Origin of the sequence: Proteus sp. LHD240705 (assembly GCF_047921555.1) — a bacterium.
Taxonomy (GTDB): Bacteria; Pseudomonadota; Gammaproteobacteria; order Enterobacterales; family Enterobacteriaceae; genus Proteus.
This window is the reverse complement of the sequence record NZ_JBLRMI010000003.1, coordinates 465,154-480,038: the sequence shown is the minus strand read 5'-3', so window position 1 is coordinate 480,038 and position 14,885 is coordinate 465,154. Positions and strand designations below refer to the sequence as shown.

General features: G+C 40.4%; 32 protein-coding genes. 18 read left to right on the top strand and 14 right to left on the bottom strand.

The window, feature by feature from the left end; translation table 11 throughout:
* Window positions 1–132 precede the first annotated feature (132 nt).
* From ACNART_RS08475 to ACNART_RS08410, 14 genes are all read right to left on the bottom strand, one after another.
* Window positions 133–636, bottom strand: coding sequence for an antiterminator Q family protein (locus tag ACNART_RS08475; protein WP_416303548.1), 504 nt, complete (start codon window positions 634–636; stop codon window positions 133–135).
* A 177-nt stretch (window positions 637–813) separates the two neighbouring features.
* Window positions 814–1,407: a recombination protein NinG gene (locus ACNART_RS08470; protein ID WP_416303547.1), complete on the bottom strand. Its 594-nt coding sequence runs from the start codon at window positions 1,405–1,407 to the stop codon at window positions 814–816.
* Between the two features lie 254 nt (window positions 1,408–1,661).
* Window positions 1,662–2,111: a hypothetical protein gene (locus ACNART_RS08465; RefSeq protein ID WP_416303546.1), complete on the bottom strand. Its 450-nt coding sequence runs from the start codon at window positions 2,109–2,111 to the stop codon at window positions 1,662–1,664.
* Complete coding sequence (locus ACNART_RS08460; protein ID WP_350405027.1) at window positions 2,108–2,314, bottom strand: hypothetical protein; 207 nt, start codon at window positions 2,312–2,314, stop codon at window positions 2,108–2,110. The genes ACNART_RS08465 and ACNART_RS08460 overlap by 4 nt, the downstream gene beginning before the upstream one ends.
* Entirely contained in the window at window positions 2,307–2,750 is a 444-nt protein-coding gene (locus tag ACNART_RS08455) for a YbcN family protein (RefSeq protein ID WP_416303545.1), read from the bottom strand. The genes ACNART_RS08460 and ACNART_RS08455 overlap by 8 nt, the downstream gene beginning before the upstream one ends.
* A gap of 15 nt (window positions 2,751–2,765) precedes the next feature.
* Window positions 2,766–2,945, bottom strand: coding sequence for a hypothetical protein (locus ACNART_RS08450; protein ID WP_202611569.1), 180 nt, complete (start codon window positions 2,943–2,945; stop codon window positions 2,766–2,768).
* A gap of 162 nt (window positions 2,946–3,107) precedes the next feature.
* On the bottom strand, window positions 3,108–3,353 hold the full coding sequence (locus ACNART_RS08445; RefSeq protein WP_416303544.1) for a hypothetical protein: 246 nt from the start codon (window positions 3,351–3,353) through the stop codon (window positions 3,108–3,110).
* Entirely contained in the window at window positions 3,340–3,630 is a 291-nt protein-coding gene (locus ACNART_RS08440) for a hypothetical protein (RefSeq protein ID WP_416303543.1), read from the bottom strand. Before ACNART_RS08440 ends, ACNART_RS08445 begins: the two co-directional genes overlap by 14 nt.
* 11 nt (window positions 3,631–3,641) lie before the next feature.
* Window positions 3,642–3,845: a hypothetical protein gene (locus ACNART_RS08435; RefSeq protein WP_123822269.1), complete on the bottom strand. Its 204-nt coding sequence runs from the start codon at window positions 3,843–3,845 to the stop codon at window positions 3,642–3,644.
* A 19-nt stretch (window positions 3,846–3,864) separates the two neighbouring features.
* Window positions 3,865–4,776 (bottom strand): recombination-associated protein RdgC, encoded by a 912-nt coding sequence (rdgC, locus tag ACNART_RS08430; RefSeq protein WP_416303542.1) that lies wholly within the window; start codon window positions 4,774–4,776, stop codon window positions 3,865–3,867.
* 17 nt (window positions 4,777–4,793) lie between these two features.
* Entirely contained in the window at window positions 4,794–5,519 is a 726-nt protein-coding gene (locus ACNART_RS08425; protein ID WP_109391283.1) for an ATP-binding protein, read from the bottom strand.
* On the bottom strand, window positions 5,519–6,340 hold the full coding sequence (locus ACNART_RS08420) for a replication protein (RefSeq protein WP_416303541.1): 822 nt from the start codon (window positions 6,338–6,340) through the stop codon (window positions 5,519–5,521). The genes ACNART_RS08425 and ACNART_RS08420 overlap by 1 nt, the downstream gene beginning before the upstream one ends.
* Before the next feature lie 134 nt (window positions 6,341–6,474).
* Window positions 6,475–6,810 (bottom strand): CII family transcriptional regulator, encoded by a 336-nt coding sequence (locus ACNART_RS08415; protein ID WP_123822243.1) that lies wholly within the window; start codon window positions 6,808–6,810, stop codon window positions 6,475–6,477.
* A gap of 134 nt (window positions 6,811–6,944) precedes the next feature.
* Window positions 6,945–7,172: a helix-turn-helix domain-containing protein gene (locus ACNART_RS08410; RefSeq protein ID WP_049216808.1), complete on the bottom strand. Its 228-nt coding sequence runs from the start codon at window positions 7,170–7,172 to the stop codon at window positions 6,945–6,947.
* Between the two features lie 60 nt (window positions 7,173–7,232).
* On the opposite strand from ACNART_RS08410, the gene ACNART_RS08405 reads away from it, so the two are divergent.
* From ACNART_RS08405 to ACNART_RS08320, 18 genes are all read left to right on the top strand, one after another.
* Window positions 7,233–7,928 carry a LexA family protein gene (locus ACNART_RS08405; RefSeq protein ID WP_409546532.1) on the top strand — a complete coding sequence of 232 codons (696 nt, stop codon included), beginning with the start codon at window positions 7,233–7,235 and terminating at the stop codon, window positions 7,926–7,928.
* Window positions 7,929–7,954: 26 nt separating this feature from the next.
* Window positions 7,955–8,362: a hypothetical protein gene (locus ACNART_RS08400; RefSeq protein ID WP_416303540.1), complete on the top strand. Its 408-nt coding sequence runs from the start codon at window positions 7,955–7,957 to the stop codon at window positions 8,360–8,362.
* A gap of 408 nt (window positions 8,363–8,770) precedes the next feature.
* Window positions 8,771–9,046 (top strand): hypothetical protein, encoded by a 276-nt coding sequence (locus ACNART_RS08395; RefSeq protein ID WP_416303539.1) that lies wholly within the window; start codon window positions 8,771–8,773, stop codon window positions 9,044–9,046.
* A gap of 2 nt (window positions 9,047–9,048) precedes the next feature.
* The gene (locus ACNART_RS08390) at window positions 9,049–9,225 is read left to right on the top strand and encodes a hypothetical protein (protein WP_161706177.1); all 177 of its coding nucleotides are present in this window, start codon (window positions 9,049–9,051) and stop codon (window positions 9,223–9,225) included.
* A 267-nt stretch (window positions 9,226–9,492) separates the two neighbouring features.
* Entirely contained in the window at window positions 9,493–9,768 is a 276-nt protein-coding gene (locus ACNART_RS08385; RefSeq protein WP_161671186.1) for a hypothetical protein, read from the top strand.
* Window positions 9,769–9,797: 29 nt separating this feature from the next.
* Window positions 9,798–10,052 (top strand): hypothetical protein, encoded by a 255-nt coding sequence (locus tag ACNART_RS08380; protein ID WP_416303538.1) that lies wholly within the window; start codon window positions 9,798–9,800, stop codon window positions 10,050–10,052.
* A 64-nt stretch (window positions 10,053–10,116) separates the two neighbouring features.
* Window positions 10,117–11,058 carry a cell envelope biogenesis protein TolA gene (locus ACNART_RS08375; RefSeq protein ID WP_416303537.1) on the top strand — a complete coding sequence of 314 codons (942 nt, stop codon included), beginning with the start codon at window positions 10,117–10,119 and terminating at the stop codon, window positions 11,056–11,058.
* 53 nt (window positions 11,059–11,111) lie between these two features.
* Window positions 11,112–11,267, top strand: coding sequence for a hypothetical protein (locus ACNART_RS08370; protein WP_416303536.1), 156 nt, complete (start codon window positions 11,112–11,114; stop codon window positions 11,265–11,267).
* A gap of 7 nt (window positions 11,268–11,274) precedes the next feature.
* Window positions 11,275–11,529 carry a hypothetical protein gene (locus ACNART_RS08365; RefSeq protein ID WP_416303535.1) on the top strand — a complete coding sequence of 85 codons (255 nt, stop codon included), beginning with the start codon at window positions 11,275–11,277 and terminating at the stop codon, window positions 11,527–11,529.
* Complete coding sequence (locus tag ACNART_RS08360; RefSeq protein ID WP_416303534.1) at window positions 11,526–11,678, top strand: hypothetical protein; 153 nt, start codon at window positions 11,526–11,528, stop codon at window positions 11,676–11,678. The genes ACNART_RS08365 and ACNART_RS08360 overlap by 4 nt, the downstream gene beginning before the upstream one ends.
* Entirely contained in the window at window positions 11,675–11,995 is a 321-nt protein-coding gene (locus ACNART_RS08355; protein WP_416303533.1) for a hypothetical protein, read from the top strand. The genes ACNART_RS08360 and ACNART_RS08355 overlap by 4 nt, the downstream gene beginning before the upstream one ends.
* A gap of 1 nt (window position 11,996) precedes the next feature.
* Window positions 11,997–12,611 carry an ERF family protein gene (locus tag ACNART_RS08350; protein ID WP_416303532.1) on the top strand — a complete coding sequence of 205 codons (615 nt, stop codon included), beginning with the start codon at window positions 11,997–11,999 and terminating at the stop codon, window positions 12,609–12,611.
* Complete coding sequence (locus tag ACNART_RS08345; protein ID WP_416303531.1) at window positions 12,611–13,147, top strand: single-stranded DNA-binding protein; 537 nt, start codon at window positions 12,611–12,613, stop codon at window positions 13,145–13,147. Before ACNART_RS08350 ends, ACNART_RS08345 begins: the two co-directional genes overlap by 1 nt.
* 15 nt (window positions 13,148–13,162) lie before the next feature.
* Window positions 13,163–13,450 carry a hypothetical protein gene (locus tag ACNART_RS08340; protein ID WP_416303530.1) on the top strand — a complete coding sequence of 96 codons (288 nt, stop codon included), beginning with the start codon at window positions 13,163–13,165 and terminating at the stop codon, window positions 13,448–13,450.
* Window positions 13,451–13,492: 42 nt separating this feature from the next.
* Complete coding sequence (locus tag ACNART_RS08335; RefSeq protein WP_416303529.1) at window positions 13,493–13,831, top strand: hypothetical protein; 339 nt, start codon at window positions 13,493–13,495, stop codon at window positions 13,829–13,831.
* Between the two features lie 35 nt (window positions 13,832–13,866).
* Complete coding sequence (locus ACNART_RS08330; RefSeq protein WP_416303528.1) at window positions 13,867–14,187, top strand: hypothetical protein; 321 nt, start codon at window positions 13,867–13,869, stop codon at window positions 14,185–14,187.
* A complete protein-coding gene (locus ACNART_RS08325) occupies window positions 14,187–14,480 on the top strand; it encodes a cyclic-phosphate processing receiver domain-containing protein (RefSeq protein WP_416303527.1) in 294 nt (97 codons plus the stop codon). Before ACNART_RS08330 ends, ACNART_RS08325 begins: the two co-directional genes overlap by 1 nt.
* Entirely contained in the window at window positions 14,473–14,826 is a 354-nt protein-coding gene (locus tag ACNART_RS08320) for a hypothetical protein (RefSeq protein WP_416303526.1), read from the top strand. The genes ACNART_RS08325 and ACNART_RS08320 overlap by 8 nt, the downstream gene beginning before the upstream one ends.
* The last annotated feature ends 59 nt before the right edge of the window (window positions 14,827–14,885 follow it).

The window sequence follows — 14,885 nt, the reverse complement described above, 5'->3', positions numbered from 1 at the left end:
CGTAGGGACTATGAGGGGCACTGTTTCTGTAACAAAAAACCCCGCCGAAGCGAGGTCTTGAATGAGGTAAGTAAACTTAAGAGTCACGTAAAGCAACTTACCTTATAATTGTTGTCCATTTGTCCATTAATGTCAATAGCAAAGTTCGGCTATTTTCTTTACTTTAGCCACACGTTTACGATTATTCATTGCATTTCGCAGAGGTTCGTACAATAACCACTGAGCAGCCTTGAGTTTTTCGTCAACTTCTCTCCTGCAGGTTCTATGAGATGGCTTGCCGTATTTATTTCCCCCTCTCGTTTTCATTTTGCGTGGTTTTGCAACTCGGTGATAGTAAGATGCAATCGACAACTTAGATGAACCATGAGCGTAATAACTGAGTAATATTCCATAAGCCTGTGTGTCAGTGGCGATGACTGAATCTACGACCTGAGAAATCAACATTCCTTCATCATCATTGCACATAGGTCTTGATGGGTTTTTACTTGGCTCTACTGTTTGCATGAATTTATAAATCATGTTGATCATACGAATATCGATACGACCAGAATATACCCACGCCCCCCACAGATTTAACCATCCATCTAGCCAGCGAAACTGCTCATCTGTTAACTCTTTCTCTCCGATATAGCTCATCTCGCCTCCGGTAATACTGTGTGATAATCATCATTCGCAGTTGTATATAAAACCCTGACACCATCCATCAGCCCGCATAATACTTCCATGCATTCAGCAATCTGGATTACACAGAAGTTAACTCGACCGCCTGATCTGGATTTTAAATATCTTGCTTCTTCAATAGCTGCGATTAAGTCAGTGAACATCTTTCAGCTCCTTTAACTTCTTACGATAGTGATCACGTATCCGCTCATAATCCTCGCGCTTCCACTTTGGCAATTCATGAGAACCCATTAGTCGGTCGAAACGCTCCTGACCAATTTTCTCTATTAGTCGAGGTGTGTAATTTTCGATATTTCCCGATAGATGGTTATTACATGGTGCGCATTGCTTATGGCAGTTATCTTCATCGAACCTAAGCTCAGGATTTGCTCCTGTGGTTCGATAGTGTCCTGCGTGATACTGACCTTCGTGAAAACGACCACACGAGATGCAAGGCTCATCCTTGTCTCTTTCTCTGATAAATGCGTTGAATGCGGTTTGTGCTTGTTTGGTGAAATATGAGAGGGGTTTTACTGCTAACTTGCGGGCTTTGAGTTTATCTTTTGCTTTAACTTCCTTTGCTCTTTGCTCCTTTTTACGTTTCGCTAATACTTTTTCTTTTTCCTTGTTTATTCGCCTTATTGCCAGTTCTGCTCCGTGTTCTGGGCAACACCACCAAATGTTACTGTATTTAGGGTGAAACCACTCTCGGCATATTTTACAGCGCCGTCGCCTTAAACTTTGCATACATCACCCCAAAATAACTCCAAGAATTAACATGGCGATAAACCATATTGCGACAAATTTTCCATAGCGTAATAAATTGGCATTAAACATTGGTTCAAACTCCTTTTGTGGTTTCTTTGGATGTTTATGTTTGTGTTTATATTTACTGCGATACCTCGGCATCTCCCTCTCCTTTGATTTTATCCATCACTTCCAAATGAGCGTATTCATCAGCACACTTGCTACACACATAAATTTCATCATCTGTTAGCTGTCTATTGCATGACATGCAGTTCATTGCGAACCCCTTTGAGTAACGAGTCTATTTTCATCAACATCGGATTACCCATGCCTACGGTGTTTGCCTTATCGACAAATGACAGTCCACGCATAAAATCATCCAGCACTTTTCTAGGTTTCTTTGCTTCAACCTTTTTAGCTTTTAGGAAGAGCGGAAGGTTAGCCAGACGCTCTTTTTCAAACTGATTTCTTAACCGAGTAATCGCATCGTCTGTTACTGCGTAGTTATTGATTGGGCGAGTGCGTTTACGACTCTTTGTTTCAACATGTTCTACACACTGGAATGCAAGTAACTTTCTTAGAATAGTTCCAACTCTTGCGGGTGTTAATCCCGTTACTCGCGAGATGGTGTTGTGATTAAATGAGATATACTCACGACCAACCACTATCACTCGCGCATAAGTCCTGTATTGCTCTTCAGTCATTTCTCAGCCTCCAACTCAATAGCCCGCTTTGCCGATGCCAGCGCTTCACATAAATCTTGCTCTTTGTCTTTATGTCCTCTCAATCCAGCGCAGAGAGCTTTTTTAATTAAATGCTGTAATGCTGGGTTAGTGACTTCAAATGCTTTTAAAACGTCATACACATCGATTGTCACACCCTTGCATGGTCTGTCGTATTTACTCATTTTGCTTCCTTTTCAATTTCATATATTCAGAGTTATCAGGTATCGTCACGAAACAATTTATACCTACCGCCCAGCGTTCAACCTGCTCCATGAAGTGGAACATTTCACCTGTATCAAGTTTTGATGTTTTACGAAGTGTTCTTACGCGCTCTGTAAGCTGTGTAGTAACGTCAACCATATCGACCACCTCATAACCTAGGAATGTATGCTTAAGCATTTCCTTAACGGTTTCTGGTGTGTAATTGGCGTTGTTCTTACATAGGTATTTGCTTATCTCTGAGCACCACAAATGAAAAGTTGCATTTTGAGATAGCGAACGCTTGTTTTTCCAAGGCTTGATAATGATTCGGTGTGGTTGGTTTGTTGCTAGAACTTCTTTGAAGTGTTGCCATGCGGTATTTTTTGTTGATTCGTGGAAGAGGAAATCTACTTCCAAGTTAACCTCCTATTTTTAATCTTCCTTTGGAGCTACCCACATATCAACAATATTTGCCATGTATTGACCTATAATTTCCTGCTGTTCGTCCTCGCTCATAGCTTCCCATTCTGACTCTGTTATGCCTAACTCAGTATCCCCTCGCGCATTAGAGCAATATAAATGGGCGTACAAATGCATTTGCTTATCACTCACTGTTAGCTCTCCTGTTACATATGCGTTTAACATCTTTAGCTACACAGCCACTCAAGCCGTAGTGCCTAATGATATTTTCCGCTAAATCACAACTTGGTTTGTTATTTTTGCACCATTTAATCAACACCCATCTACTATGAAATAAATGAATTAACAGGTTCATCATTCACCCTCTGGCATTGGTGGGAGTGGCAGGTCTTTGATGTACATCCAGTAGTCGAATGTTTCCAATGGAGCCGAATTATAGTCGCTGTTATTGTGTGGTATCCATCTAAGTTCTTCGAAGTCAACACCGCATGAAATTAGCTCGTATGTTATGTTCTGGATATGTTCGCCAAATATAACAACTACCGCCTCACCTTCGGTTGGTAATTTGTCCTTTGTCTTAACCCAATTAGTTCCCTGCATTAGTTAGCACTCCTTTGATTAATTGGAAAATGCCGCTGTAAATAATTACGCCTTTGTTTTTTGGTGGCAGAAAACAGATAACACCATCAGATTTAAGGCAAGCGCCTTTAGTTAATGATGGGAATATTGGAAATACTCGTACTGTTTTTTTACCGTGAATGGCTAGTAGTGTTCTTCCTAGCAATAATCGCCCGCCATTAACACCAGTCCAGTTGAAATACTCAGTTGGAACATCCAGCCCTTTTCTCAATAATTTAATCATCTTAGTTCCCTGCATTAGATGCCTCCTCACGATTCCCACTCATATCCAACTTTAATTGCCTTGGCTTGCTCTAAGGTATTAGTCATGACTTTTGTGTTTGAAATATCACCCCAGCAATCACACTCTACTGGAGTTAGGTAATATTCATTTTCTGTTCCATCATCCGATTTGTAGGTGTGACGAACCGGATCACCTAAAACCTTGGTGACGGTGCTTTTTAATAAGTTCATCTAAAAATCCTCTTGCGTGTTAAGCCTTAGCTTCGCCACCTAGCGCAGACACTAATTCATCGATCAGCACGGAAAATTCACCAGTAAACAGAATGAAATCAGCATCAAATCGTTGAGCGTAATCATCATGGTGGATATCGTCGTTACACTCTTTCAAAACATCAGATAGGCTGATTTTCTTAAGCATAAGACTATCGGTTAACGTGAATTTAATGCGGTCCTGCCAATCCATAGATAACTGAGTGACATATTTTCCTGCTTCAATATGAGTGGAAATTTCGTCTGAAGCTAAATCTTGCTTTTTAAACTTGGCAATACCGCCTTCCTCTAACACCGCTTTTAATTCAGCTTCGTCATGAAGCATAAATCCTGCTGGAGTATCATTATTACGAACCCATTCGGTAAGTGTTAGCTCGACTGGTTGCTCGGTGTGAAGTGGAATGACTGGTAATGAGCCCAATGTCTTACGAAGTAACGCAAGTGAATCTTCTGCGCGTTTAGAACTACTGGCATCAACGATAATTCTTTGCTTATCCAAGTCAATCCAGATCTGAGTTTGAGAATATTTACTGAATGCGCGAGGTAAGAGAGAGTGAATGACTTCATCTTTTAATGTCGCTTTTTCTGTCTTTCTCAGCTTAACACCTTGCTCACTTTCGAGTTTTTCAATTTTTCCTTGTAGAGTTTCCTTGATAACTGTCGATGGCAATATTTTTTCTTCTTTTCTGAGGCAGAGTAAAATCTGATTGCCAGCAACGTGAGTTAACATCTCACCGTGATTACCAAGTGGTGACACCCAACCAGAGCGACTCATATCTTGGCTACTGCATGGTGTAAATGCTAAAGTTTTTAATGCCTCTTCAAGTTGTTCTGCTGAAATTTGAATGTCACGAGTCATACGATATACAATCGCATTTTTGAAAAAGTTCATATTTATTTCCTTAGAATTTATTTAACTAGACGGCGATGACTCTGCCATGTGAAATTGATTGTTGTTGGATTTCCCATTCTCAGTCGATCAATGACTCGCTCACCAAGAACGCGACCAAGTTCATCAAATTTAAGATTTGTTAATATTCCAACCGGTTTTTTGTTAGCTAAACGGCGATCAACCACTTGGAAAATAATTAACTCCTCGTTTTTGTTTTCACGCTGAACACCAACATCATCAAGGACAAGTAAATCAACCTCGCACAGATCATCAATCAGTTTTGACTCTGTTGTTTTTGCGTCTTTCTGGTAGGTGTCACGCACTTTCATCATCAAGTCTGGTAGTGTTGCAATCAGAATGCTTTTGCCGTTTTGAATGATGTAATTACCAATTGCTGAGGCTAAGTGATTTTTTCCAGTGCCAGGGTTTCCACTGAAAATAAAACCACCGAATGACTGCCCGAATTCCTCGGCATACTTTTTCGCTTTGTGAAGTGCTTTTTGCTGTTCAGCGTTTGTGGCTTGGTAATTATCAAATGTGCATTCTTGGTGTAATGGGCTGATACCAGAACGCCCCATAATCTTATTCAATCGAGTTACACGGTTTTCATCTGCGATCCGCTTAGAGTCAATTTCACCCTGCTCTCGTTGCCATGCCATAAGTTCTTCAGCCGTTGAGAACTTTGGCTTGATGTGTTCTGGCATCATGCGTTTTAATCGCGCCAGTGTTGCCGTTGCTGTCATTAGAAGTTCTCCGGTATGAATTCTTGAGTTTGGCTAGGTTGAATAATTCGATTAGGTTGTTGGTATGGCGTTTTAGGCTTGAATAATCCCTGCCAGCCGTTAGTAACCGAGTTATTGATTATTTCTTCAGGTGAAAAACCCAGCTCATAACACTCAGTAAGAAGTTTTATTTGCCCATCGAGAGTTCGCTTAGATTTTATCGGTTGTTTAATTTCCTTTCGGTACCCAACCCAATTTCTCCAAGTGTCAGGATTTAACCAGCTGGGTATATCTACGCTAAGCGGATCGAAACTTTGTTTTTTAGGCGTAGATTTTTGTTTAGGGGATATAGGGGTTTTAATATCTTTTACTGTATTTGGTATAGTGTCTTTGGTGATCCCCTTTTTCGGGGATGCCGCTACACGTTTTCGGGGATGGTTATCCTCGTTTTCGGGGATAGTTTTCCTTGTTTTCGTGTATACCCATTCTGAGGTGTTTTTATTGATAGAAATGTATCTGTTTTGCCCTATTCTTCTAACGTTAATTATTCTCCGCGACTCAAGAGAGCCAACCGCTTCAGATACAGGATTGCGTCCTAATTTTGTTTTCTCTTCAATCAAGATGTTTTGAATGCGGTCTTCTTTCTTTTGCCACCCCCAAGTAAGCCGAATAATGGCATTAAGAACCTGCCACTCTCTACCTGCTAACTGGAGTTCGCATAAAGCATCTTGAATTTCATTAGCTACCCGTAAGTAGCCGTTATCAAGATCAGCCACTTTAACCTCTGGTTTGTCTGGTATCAGTTGCTTGTTAACAAAATCAATGTTCTTGACTACTGTCATAGCAACCTCCATATGTTTGTTAAGTAAACAGAATTCATATATAATTACTCCATTAATTATGCTGTATCAGCAAAAGGAAAGCTCAAAATCAGCTTCCCTTTAATACTGGTTATTGATACAGTGTATTTGTTAAGTTAAATGGTTAAGTCCATTTGTTGAGAAGCCTCAGTTACCGCTGGGGCTTTTCTTTTTGGTGCTTTTACATGCTCAAGCATCTGAATTAACGCTCTAGCCTCATCACCTTGCAATATCACTGTGTCATCTGGTGTCTCATACCCAATAGCAACTAAAAGCCTTGCACAACGTTGTATGAAGCTTAATTGCGTTTTGGATTGTTGAGATTGCCAGCGAGATATTTGTGATTCGTGAATACCCGTTCTTTTCGCTACTTCTCTAGCGCCAGTAACAAGTATCCCTTTCATGATTTTTGATTCGATTTCTCGAAATTTGCGTTCGTTTGATAGTTCCATTTGTTAAATTCCTTCTTAGATTACTTCCCAATATGGGAACAGCAGTAATGATCCGTGGCTCATTCCATATGAGCGGATTGTTTGCTCTGAGAATTTACTCTGAGCGGGTTAGTGATGTTAAAGAGCGATTAAAACTAAGCAGCAAGTAATTTTTTTTGGCTAATAGCTAGTAAGTCTTCAGCTTTTATTTTCCCTTTGGATAGGGCTTGGATTGTTTTTGCATAATTAGTTTTTCCAAAGAATTCTGTTTTTGGTAGAAAACCGTTATCAATCCATTTATAAACAGCTCGCTCACTTACTCCGCATGCCTTTGCTACTTCTGCAACGCCAATCTGTTTAATTGGCTCCCTTAAATCGTGCATAGAAGTCTCCTTAATGAACTTTCAGTACATATATTAGTTGAACTGACAGTTCCTTTCAAGATGTTTATTATTGAACGTATGGTACAAACTAATAACGTGCGTGAATTATTTGCCAAGAGGCTTGCGCAGGCTTCAAGAGACGCTGGTTTTGATGACCATGGCAAAGCGACAGAAATAGCTAATAAACTTGGCGTAACCACCAAGGCCGTTAGTAAGTGGTTTAATGCCGAATCACTACCAAGACAGGAGGTGATGAATAAGTTAGCTAAATTACTTTCAGTGGATATAGTCTGGTTGCAACATGGGCAAGAAAATGTAAATAATGCAAATGTTAGTAATCCAAGACCTTATAGACCAGCACCTAAATACCCTGTAATTAGCTTTGTTCAGGCTGGTAATTGGACGGAAGCTTGTGAGCCATACACGCTAAGCGAGATCGATGAGTGGTACGAGTCTGAAGTTTCTGTTCAAGGGTCTGCTTTTTGGCTTAAGGTTGAGGGCGACTCAATGACGGCACCAACAGGAGTTAGTATTCCTGAAGGATCATTAGTCCTAGTAGATACAGGAAGAGAACCTATAAATGGAAGCTTGGTAATAGCTAAGCTTACTGATACGAATGAAGCAACATTCAAAAAGCTTGTCTTGGATGGAGCTAAATATCTTAAAGCGTTAAACCCAGCTTATCCCGCTATTACTATAAATGGAAACTGTAAAATTATTGGCGTTGTAGTTCAAATGATGATGCGATTTGTCTAACTTTTAATCATTAAGAAGAGGATGCTTTGAGAATATTTTTTCTAATTATTATCATTGCTTTATCAGGTTGTGTGACAGGTGATAAAATATCATCAATACATTCTGGGATGAGCAAAGACAATGTTATATCAATAATGGGCAACCCTGATGGAGCCTCGTCAATAAATGAGTATGAAATATTAATTTATGCTAACAGGCTGATGTCTGGTTGGTCTTATGATAAAGCCGACTATAAGTTTATATTTAAAAATAATTCTCTTATTGAATATGGCCCAGAAAAAATAAGACAAGACAATGGCGCTTCGGCTATTAGAGCGATATCAGCACAACAAAGCCTGTTATTATGGCAACAACAGCAAAACATTTATAATAAACCAGTAACAACAACGAACTGTACAAAATTAGGCTCTACCGTTAACTGCACATCATACTAACCTCATGCTCTTTATTTGATCCCTCTATATGAGGGATTTTTTTTCATCCCGCCTAAATAAATTAGTGATTAAGATCTAATTTTAAATATTTACAAAAAATAAATACCTTTTAAAAACAACAAAATATACTAAAAGTTCACTATGACAATAAAATATTGTACTTTTGGTTCTTGATTTATGTGAACTATTGGTTCAATATATGACTCATCGAAGGCAAGGAGCCATAGATAAACAGGATGTTCGCTCTTTTACAATTAAGAACGCTCAGAATAAATTTTCAGAGCAACCACTGAGTGGTTTTTGGGGTTATGTGTGCCAACGGCAAGCCTAGAAGCGACAGGGTAGATTTTCACAGAGACCTGTAAGGCGTGAAACACATAACCACCAAAGATCACTTAGGAGGCAAATATGGCAACAATAACTTTTAAAGAGAACTCAAAAATTCGCAGACGCAGAAAGCAAGGTGAGTTTTTGGCTCGAAAGATAGCTATGAGAAGTCGCTCAGTGGAAGAAATATGGGATTCAATATTTGGCGTTGAGAAACCAGAGCGCCCTGTTCTCTCTCTCAAACCAACAAAATACCAACCATCATCTGATAACTGTTGCTTACCTAATGTAGCAGTATTTTCAGGAGTTAAAACAAAACAGCCGAGCAGTGAGTTCGGTGTGACGGCGAGGGTTTAGATATGGCAGGTTTAGATGTGACATTTCAGCAAGAATTAATAATCGACTGCAAGCAGTCTCAGCGTAAGTACATGTCTTGGGCTAAAGAGGATAAAGAATATCCTGAGTTACGTAAGGCTTGGTTAGAACTGGCACTTATGGCGCGTCGTCATGCTCGTGAGTGGTTCGTAATGAGTTAACTAATTACAGTCCATTCTGTGGGCTGTGGTGAGATAGCTTTTTAGACTAACAAATCAAAGGCGATAAATCGGTCTCGCCTAATAAAAAGAACCGTTTGAATCGGAGGATTTATGTAAGTGTTCAAATCTAAACTGAGAGAAAAATAAATATTATGCCGATCCTATTCATGGCTTGAATGGCGTTAGCCCATGACGATATATGGGCAACTAACCAGAGCTTATCACTTAGTGGGCTGTGGTGAGTTGATTAATAGATAGGAGATAGAGATGGAAATATGGTTTAAGGAATTTGAGTCGCATGGTCGTCAAATTCTAATCAAGAAAGCTCATGACGCCGATGAGTCAAAAATCGGGGTGCAATATTGCTGGCCAGAGAAACTTTTCGCGGTCGATTTTGGATTGTGGATAGATTACGACGACGATGATGAGGAAAGCCTTAATGAAGCGGAAGAAGCACGCAACAAGCTATTCGACACCATCGATCAGGAAGCAGTAGATACCGCGGTGAGCAACTTAATTCAAAAACTCAAGCTCGATGATTAGCATCGTATTTAGTTAATAACGGAGGGAGTATGACAGATAAGGAGTCACTGAAAAAACTTAAAGCAAGTGTAGTCATGGACTTTGGAGATAAGACTTACGCGATATTAATGGGTGATAAAGACACTTGTGTTAAGCGATCAATGCTAATCGCAACAGCACCAGAGTTATTAGAGGCTTTGATTGAAATGCAACGTAACGGACGCAAGAAAGGATGGGATGATAAATATGAGTCGTCAATGGAAAAGACTCGTTTAGCAATCGCAAAAGCCCTCGGTCAGCAGTAACCCACCACTTAATCATTCATATCGCTATTAATAGTGAGGAATATGCACATAAGGAACATAGGAAATGGCAAATGAATTAGCCGTAATCGAGCAAGCAACGGCGCTAGATTTATTTACAGCACCAGAAAAAGTAAATCAGATGCTAGAGCGCATTAAATCTCTTGCAGAAGAAGAACGAAAAGAACTCGATAGCGATTTATCAGTAGTTAAAAACCGAAAAGCATTCGCTTCTCTGGCGTACAAAGTTGCTCAAACAAAAACGTATATCGACAAGGAAGGTAAAGCAGTTGTCGATAAGTTAAAAGAGCTACCCAAAAAAGTTGATGCTAGTCGTAAGTTATTTCGTGACGAATTAGATGCATTGAGCACAGAAATTCGCAAGCCACTAACAGAGTGGGAAGAGCAAGAAAAAGCTCGCGAAGAAGCTGAAGCACTTAAGAAGCAAATCGAGCTTGACCACGAAGAAGCTCTGCAAATGAACGAATTGTTTGATTTGCGCAAAGCTGAAGAAGAACGTCAACGCATTGCTCGTGAAGAAGAAATGAAGCGACAAGCTGCGGAACAGGCGAGAATAGAAGCTGAACGTAAAGCACAGCAAGAAATTGAAGCAGCAGCTAAACGTGAACGTGAAGCAAAAGAAGCTGCCGAACGCGCTGAGCGTGAAAAGCAAGAAGCTATTCAGCGTGCAGAGCAAGCGGCGAAAGAAGCCAAGGAAAAGGCAGAGCGTGATGCTAGAGAAGCACTGGAACGAGCAGAACGCGAGAAGCAATTAGCTATCGAAGCTGAGTGCAAGAAAGCACAGGAAGCAGAACAAGCGCGATTAGCAGAAGAAGAACGTAAGCGTCAGGAAGAAGCTAAACGTCAGGCTGATAAGGAACATCAGAAGGCAATTAACAATCAAGCCATGCAAGATTTAATTGATGCTGGCATTCCAGAAGAGTGCGCCAAGAATTGCATTATCGCTATCGCTAAAAACCTAGTATCAAACGTAAAAATTCACTACTAACCCACCGCACCAACACCAGATGACCACCCTATCGCTCACCTAGCGAGGTAACAATGAAATCAGAATATTACATCACTATGCGTGATTGCATGGCGGTGCGTATCACTACGCCTCAAGCACGTAAAAATAAACGTACAAACCCATGGTTATTCAGTTTAGCAGTGGTCATTGTGACAACCGTTGGCGTAATACCAACATTTGTAAATTGAGGTGATTATGCAAATTTCATACAGCTACTCGAACGGAACTCGGGTAGTAGACGATAAAACAGTCATGGGATTTGACGAAAGTAGCAAACTTAGCATTGAGACAGGCAGTTTCGCTGAGCTGGCTAAATTAACGGAAATCGACCCAGTGGAAGCCCTGCAATGGATTATGCAGTTCGACAAGGAAGAGTTTGACAGGATTGTCAATGAAGCAAGCAAGGACGCACCTATTTCTAAGCTGGCTCTGCTAAGGAGGGTTGCGTGACAAATCATCAACAATTGTTAGAAGAGTTACGCAGGAAGCGTAAAGAATCGCAGGAACGCGAACGCAATGAATTTATGTATCAAACGGAAGTGTTAGGACGACAAGGGTTGTCGATACCAACAAAGGATTTTGCAGGAGATTTTCAATGAATGTTTCTAATTCCTACCCTACCGATAAATACCCTCAATTAACATCACCTTCATTAGCAAAAAACATAGAGGAAGCTCTGGCTCAAGCTATTGCAATGATTGATGGTCATTTGCCGAATACGAGCGTGAAGGAGAGAGAAAAGCGATTAGCAATGGAACTGCTACACATGAACTTGGACGCATCGAAAAATAACCCTCCTCTGCCAGCTCATATTCAAGCAATACGTGATGCAGAAAGGAATTCTGTATCTAGTCATAAGGTTGAAATCGATTACTACGGAAGTGATCGCCGACCGGGTCAGTATTTGGGAGATTAATATGACTGCTGTATATAAAGCGATTAGTAATGTAGCCAAGGAAATGGCTGAAACAGGAATAAAGAAAGGAAGCAAAAACCAACAGCAAGGGTTTATGTTTAGAGGGATTGACGCAGTATATAACGCTCTTGCCCCGGCTTTAGTTAAGCATGGATTGCTTATTCTCCCACGGATCATTGAACGCTCAGTCACGGAAAGACAAACGCAAAGAGGTGGTCAGTTATTCTACGTTGTGGTTAAGGCTGAGTTTGATTTTGTTGCCACGGAAGATGGCAGTAAGCACACGGTTGTGACTTATGGCGAAGCTATGGATAGCGGAGATAAAGCCACAAATAAAGCCATGTCCATTGCATATAAGTACGCGGCATTTCAGGCGTTCTGTATTCCAACAGAAGAAACCGCAATTGATGCAGATGCAGAAGTTCATAACGTAGCACCTCGGACGGCAGAGCAGATATTAGCTGATTACACTAACTTCCTTGGTACAGAGGTGAATCAGTCACAAATCATGGATGAGTACAAAAAAGCATGGAATGCATTGGCTGGTACCGAATCACAAAAGGAATGTGAACGTTTAACAGGAATTCGGATTAAAGAACTTAAGGAAGCGGCATAATGGCAAGTAAAGGCGTAAATAAATGCATTCTCATTGGTCACTTGGGGCAAGACCCTGAAATTCGATACATGCCATCAGGTGGCGCAGTAGCAAATCTCACACTAGCCACATCGGAATCGTGGCGTGATAAACAAACAGGTGAGATGAAGGAAAAAACTGAGTGGCATCGCGTGTGCATCTTTGGAAAATTAGCTGAGATTGCAGGTGAATATCTGAGAAAAGGAAGTCAGGTATATATCGAAGGCTCTCTGCAAACCAGAAAATGGCAAGACCAAAGCGGTCAAGACAGATACACAACGGAAGTGGTGGTAAATATCGGCGGATCTATGCAGATGTTAGGCGGTAACGGTGGTAATCAGGTAGGAAGCCAGAAGCCACAGCCTCAAGGATGGGGACAACCTCAGCAACCGCAAGCACCAAAACAAGCATCGAGTAATCAAACACCACAAAGTGAGCCACCTCAAGATTGGGATGATCAAATACCTTTCGCTCCTATCGGACTCCCCTACCCACGCCACGCTATTTATGTGATTTAACCAAAGGATATAGCCATGAATAAATGTTGCTTATGCAAGAAAGAACTTGATGACTATAACGGGTATGAGTACCGAGGCTTTCATTCCTGTGAAGAGCACTTTGACGAAGTCATTGCTCGTGTTGATAGAAAGCGCCAAGAGATTATTAGTCAATTCGATTCAATTTCTCGTCCATTAAAAGGGTTAGATATAAGTCCAGACAACTCTATCGGGAAAGCTAACCGAGAATTACTTAAGGGAAGTATCGAAGTTAGCGGGAAAGAAACTTATTTGGGAAAAGAGTATCGCAAAGGAATTCTTTAATTAACCACGGACTCAGTGCAAGGATGCAAACAGGAGATAGATATGACAGATAAACTCAAAGAAGAAATTAACGCACTTCAAGGCAGAGCTGCAATGGCAAATATTGATGTATGCATCATGGTAAGGCTCTCCTTAACTATTCAAATTGCATCCTTTTTAATCGAGAAAGGAAAAACAGTTGAAGCTAAGGACTGGTTACTTGGCGCGTTAGAGTGGGGAACTGATGTAAACATTTTTGATGAACTAGATGATAGTGACGGGAATTCAGAAGATATTCAAGCTTGGTTCGATAAGCGAATGGAAGGCGAAATTAGTTTAGATGAGGCTTTTAAATTAATTCGCTCGCGTTACCCTGAAATCGAAAAGCTACGGACAGCTTAATTTAACTCTCAGGGATGCAATGAAGAGGAGTGAATATGAACAGTTTTACACATTATGGGCAATTTATGAAATTTACATTTCCAGAGCCAGACCCTAAGAATGTTTGCAATCTTTGCGGTGGCAATGTCGGCAAAGACAATTTAATCCAAGGTCAGACGGCAAATATTTGTTTTGAGTGTTCTGATTTAGCGAAAGAAATTGCAGATGAAAAGCGTAAGGAAATAGCTGAAAAGGAAATTCAGCAAATGGCAACTGACTTATCAACTGGTGATGTTGGTTTGGTTGATATGGGAATAGCTACAGCCAGAGCACATGCCGAGCGTTTATATAAAGCTGGATATAGAAAGGTGGAGTGATGAAAGTCTATCTCGACGACGAGCGTAAAACGCCAGGGGGATTTGTGCGTGTTTACTGGCCTGATGAAGCAATTAAATTAATTGAAACTGGCGAGGTTGAGTTAATTAGCCTAGACCATGATTTAGGTGATGATGAACGCGGTACAGGCTACGACGTTTTATTATGGATAGAAGAACAGGTTTACTTAAACGGATTTAAACCGCCTGAAATTATTGTTCATTCATCTAATTCATCAGCACGTCATAAAATGGAATTGGCAATTGCAAATATTAAAAGGTGGAGTGATGGATAAATCAAGACAGCAATTTGAAGAGACAATAAAGTCACTTAGCGACCCTTCAGAATTTGAATCAAAACTTAAACATGCGAACAACGGATTAAATTACGCTGACCAATATGTAGATTTAATGTGGATTAGCTGGCAAGCATCGCGCGAGAGTTTAATTAATAATTTACCAGAAAGCATTAATTGCCCTACCGCACCAGAATTAATATGGCTACAAGTCGACCCTGATCCAGAGGAGATAGATAAACCTGAATTTCCAGTTAAATTACGTAGTGATGATGTAACTTGGTGTGCAGATAGAATTCATCCAACTGACACATTATATATTCGTGCTGATTTAATTCAAAAGTAAATAACAATGCAAATAATTGGATATGTATTACTCGTGCTAATACAGGGTTCTGCTGTGCC

Coding starts and splice junctions, on each gene's coding strand:
- ACNART_RS08475 (WP_416303548.1), bottom strand. CDS start 636: ATGAGCTATATCGGAGAGAAAGAGTTAACAGATGAGCAGTTTCGCTGG.
- ACNART_RS08470 (WP_416303547.1), bottom strand. CDS start 1,407: ATGCAAAGTTTAAGGCGACGGCGCTGTAAAATATGCCGAGAGTGGTTT.
- ACNART_RS08465 (WP_416303546.1), bottom strand. CDS start 2,111: ATGACTGAAGAGCAATACAGGACTTATGCGCGAGTGATAGTGGTTGGT.
- ACNART_RS08460 (WP_350405027.1), bottom strand. CDS start 2,314: ATGAGTAAATACGACAGACCATGCAAGGGTGTGACAATCGATGTGTAT.
- ACNART_RS08445 (WP_416303544.1), bottom strand. CDS start 3,353: ATGCAGGGAACTAATTGGGTTAAGACAAAGGACAAATTACCAACCGAA.
- ACNART_RS08440 (WP_416303543.1), bottom strand. CDS start 3,630: ATGCAGGGAACTAAGATGATTAAATTATTGAGAAAAGGGCTGGATGTT.
- ACNART_RS08435 (WP_123822269.1), bottom strand. CDS start 3,845: ATGAACTTATTAAAAAGCACCGTCACCAAGGTTTTAGGTGATCCGGTT.
- rdgC (WP_416303542.1), bottom strand. CDS start 4,776: ATGAACTTTTTCAAAAATGCGATTGTATATCGTATGACTCGTGACATT.
- ACNART_RS08425 (WP_109391283.1), bottom strand. CDS start 5,519: ATGACAGCAACGGCAACACTGGCGCGATTAAAACGCATGATGCCAGAA.
- ACNART_RS08420 (WP_416303541.1), bottom strand. CDS start 6,340: ATGACAGTAGTCAAGAACATTGATTTTGTTAACAAGCAACTGATACCA.
- ACNART_RS08415 (WP_123822243.1), bottom strand. CDS start 6,810: ATGGAACTATCAAACGAACGCAAATTTCGAGAAATCGAATCAAAAATC.
- ACNART_RS08410 (WP_049216808.1), bottom strand. CDS start 7,172: ATGCACGATTTAAGGGAGCCAATTAAACAGATTGGCGTTGCAGAAGTA.
- ACNART_RS08405 (WP_409546532.1), top strand. CDS start 7,233: ATGTTTATTATTGAACGTATGGTACAAACTAATAACGTGCGTGAATTA.
- ACNART_RS08395 (WP_416303539.1), top strand. CDS start 8,771: ATGGCAACAATAACTTTTAAAGAGAACTCAAAAATTCGCAGACGCAGA.
- ACNART_RS08390 (WP_161706177.1), top strand. CDS start 9,049: ATGGCAGGTTTAGATGTGACATTTCAGCAAGAATTAATAATCGACTGC.
- ACNART_RS08385 (WP_161671186.1), top strand. CDS start 9,493: ATGGAAATATGGTTTAAGGAATTTGAGTCGCATGGTCGTCAAATTCTA.
- ACNART_RS08380 (WP_416303538.1), top strand. CDS start 9,798: ATGACAGATAAGGAGTCACTGAAAAAACTTAAAGCAAGTGTAGTCATG.
- ACNART_RS08375 (WP_416303537.1), top strand. CDS start 10,117: ATGGCAAATGAATTAGCCGTAATCGAGCAAGCAACGGCGCTAGATTTA.
- ACNART_RS08370 (WP_416303536.1), top strand. CDS start 11,112: ATGAAATCAGAATATTACATCACTATGCGTGATTGCATGGCGGTGCGT.
- ACNART_RS08365 (WP_416303535.1), top strand. CDS start 11,275: ATGCAAATTTCATACAGCTACTCGAACGGAACTCGGGTAGTAGACGAT.
- ACNART_RS08355 (WP_416303533.1), top strand. CDS start 11,675: ATGAATGTTTCTAATTCCTACCCTACCGATAAATACCCTCAATTAACA.
- ACNART_RS08350 (WP_416303532.1), top strand. CDS start 11,997: ATGACTGCTGTATATAAAGCGATTAGTAATGTAGCCAAGGAAATGGCT.
- ACNART_RS08345 (WP_416303531.1), top strand. CDS start 12,611: ATGGCAAGTAAAGGCGTAAATAAATGCATTCTCATTGGTCACTTGGGG.
- ACNART_RS08340 (WP_416303530.1), top strand. CDS start 13,163: ATGAATAAATGTTGCTTATGCAAGAAAGAACTTGATGACTATAACGGG.
- ACNART_RS08335 (WP_416303529.1), top strand. CDS start 13,493: ATGACAGATAAACTCAAAGAAGAAATTAACGCACTTCAAGGCAGAGCT.
- ACNART_RS08330 (WP_416303528.1), top strand. CDS start 13,867: ATGAACAGTTTTACACATTATGGGCAATTTATGAAATTTACATTTCCA.
- ACNART_RS08325 (WP_416303527.1), top strand. CDS start 14,187: ATGAAAGTCTATCTCGACGACGAGCGTAAAACGCCAGGGGGATTTGTG.
- ACNART_RS08320 (WP_416303526.1), top strand. CDS start 14,473: ATGGATAAATCAAGACAGCAATTTGAAGAGACAATAAAGTCACTTAGC.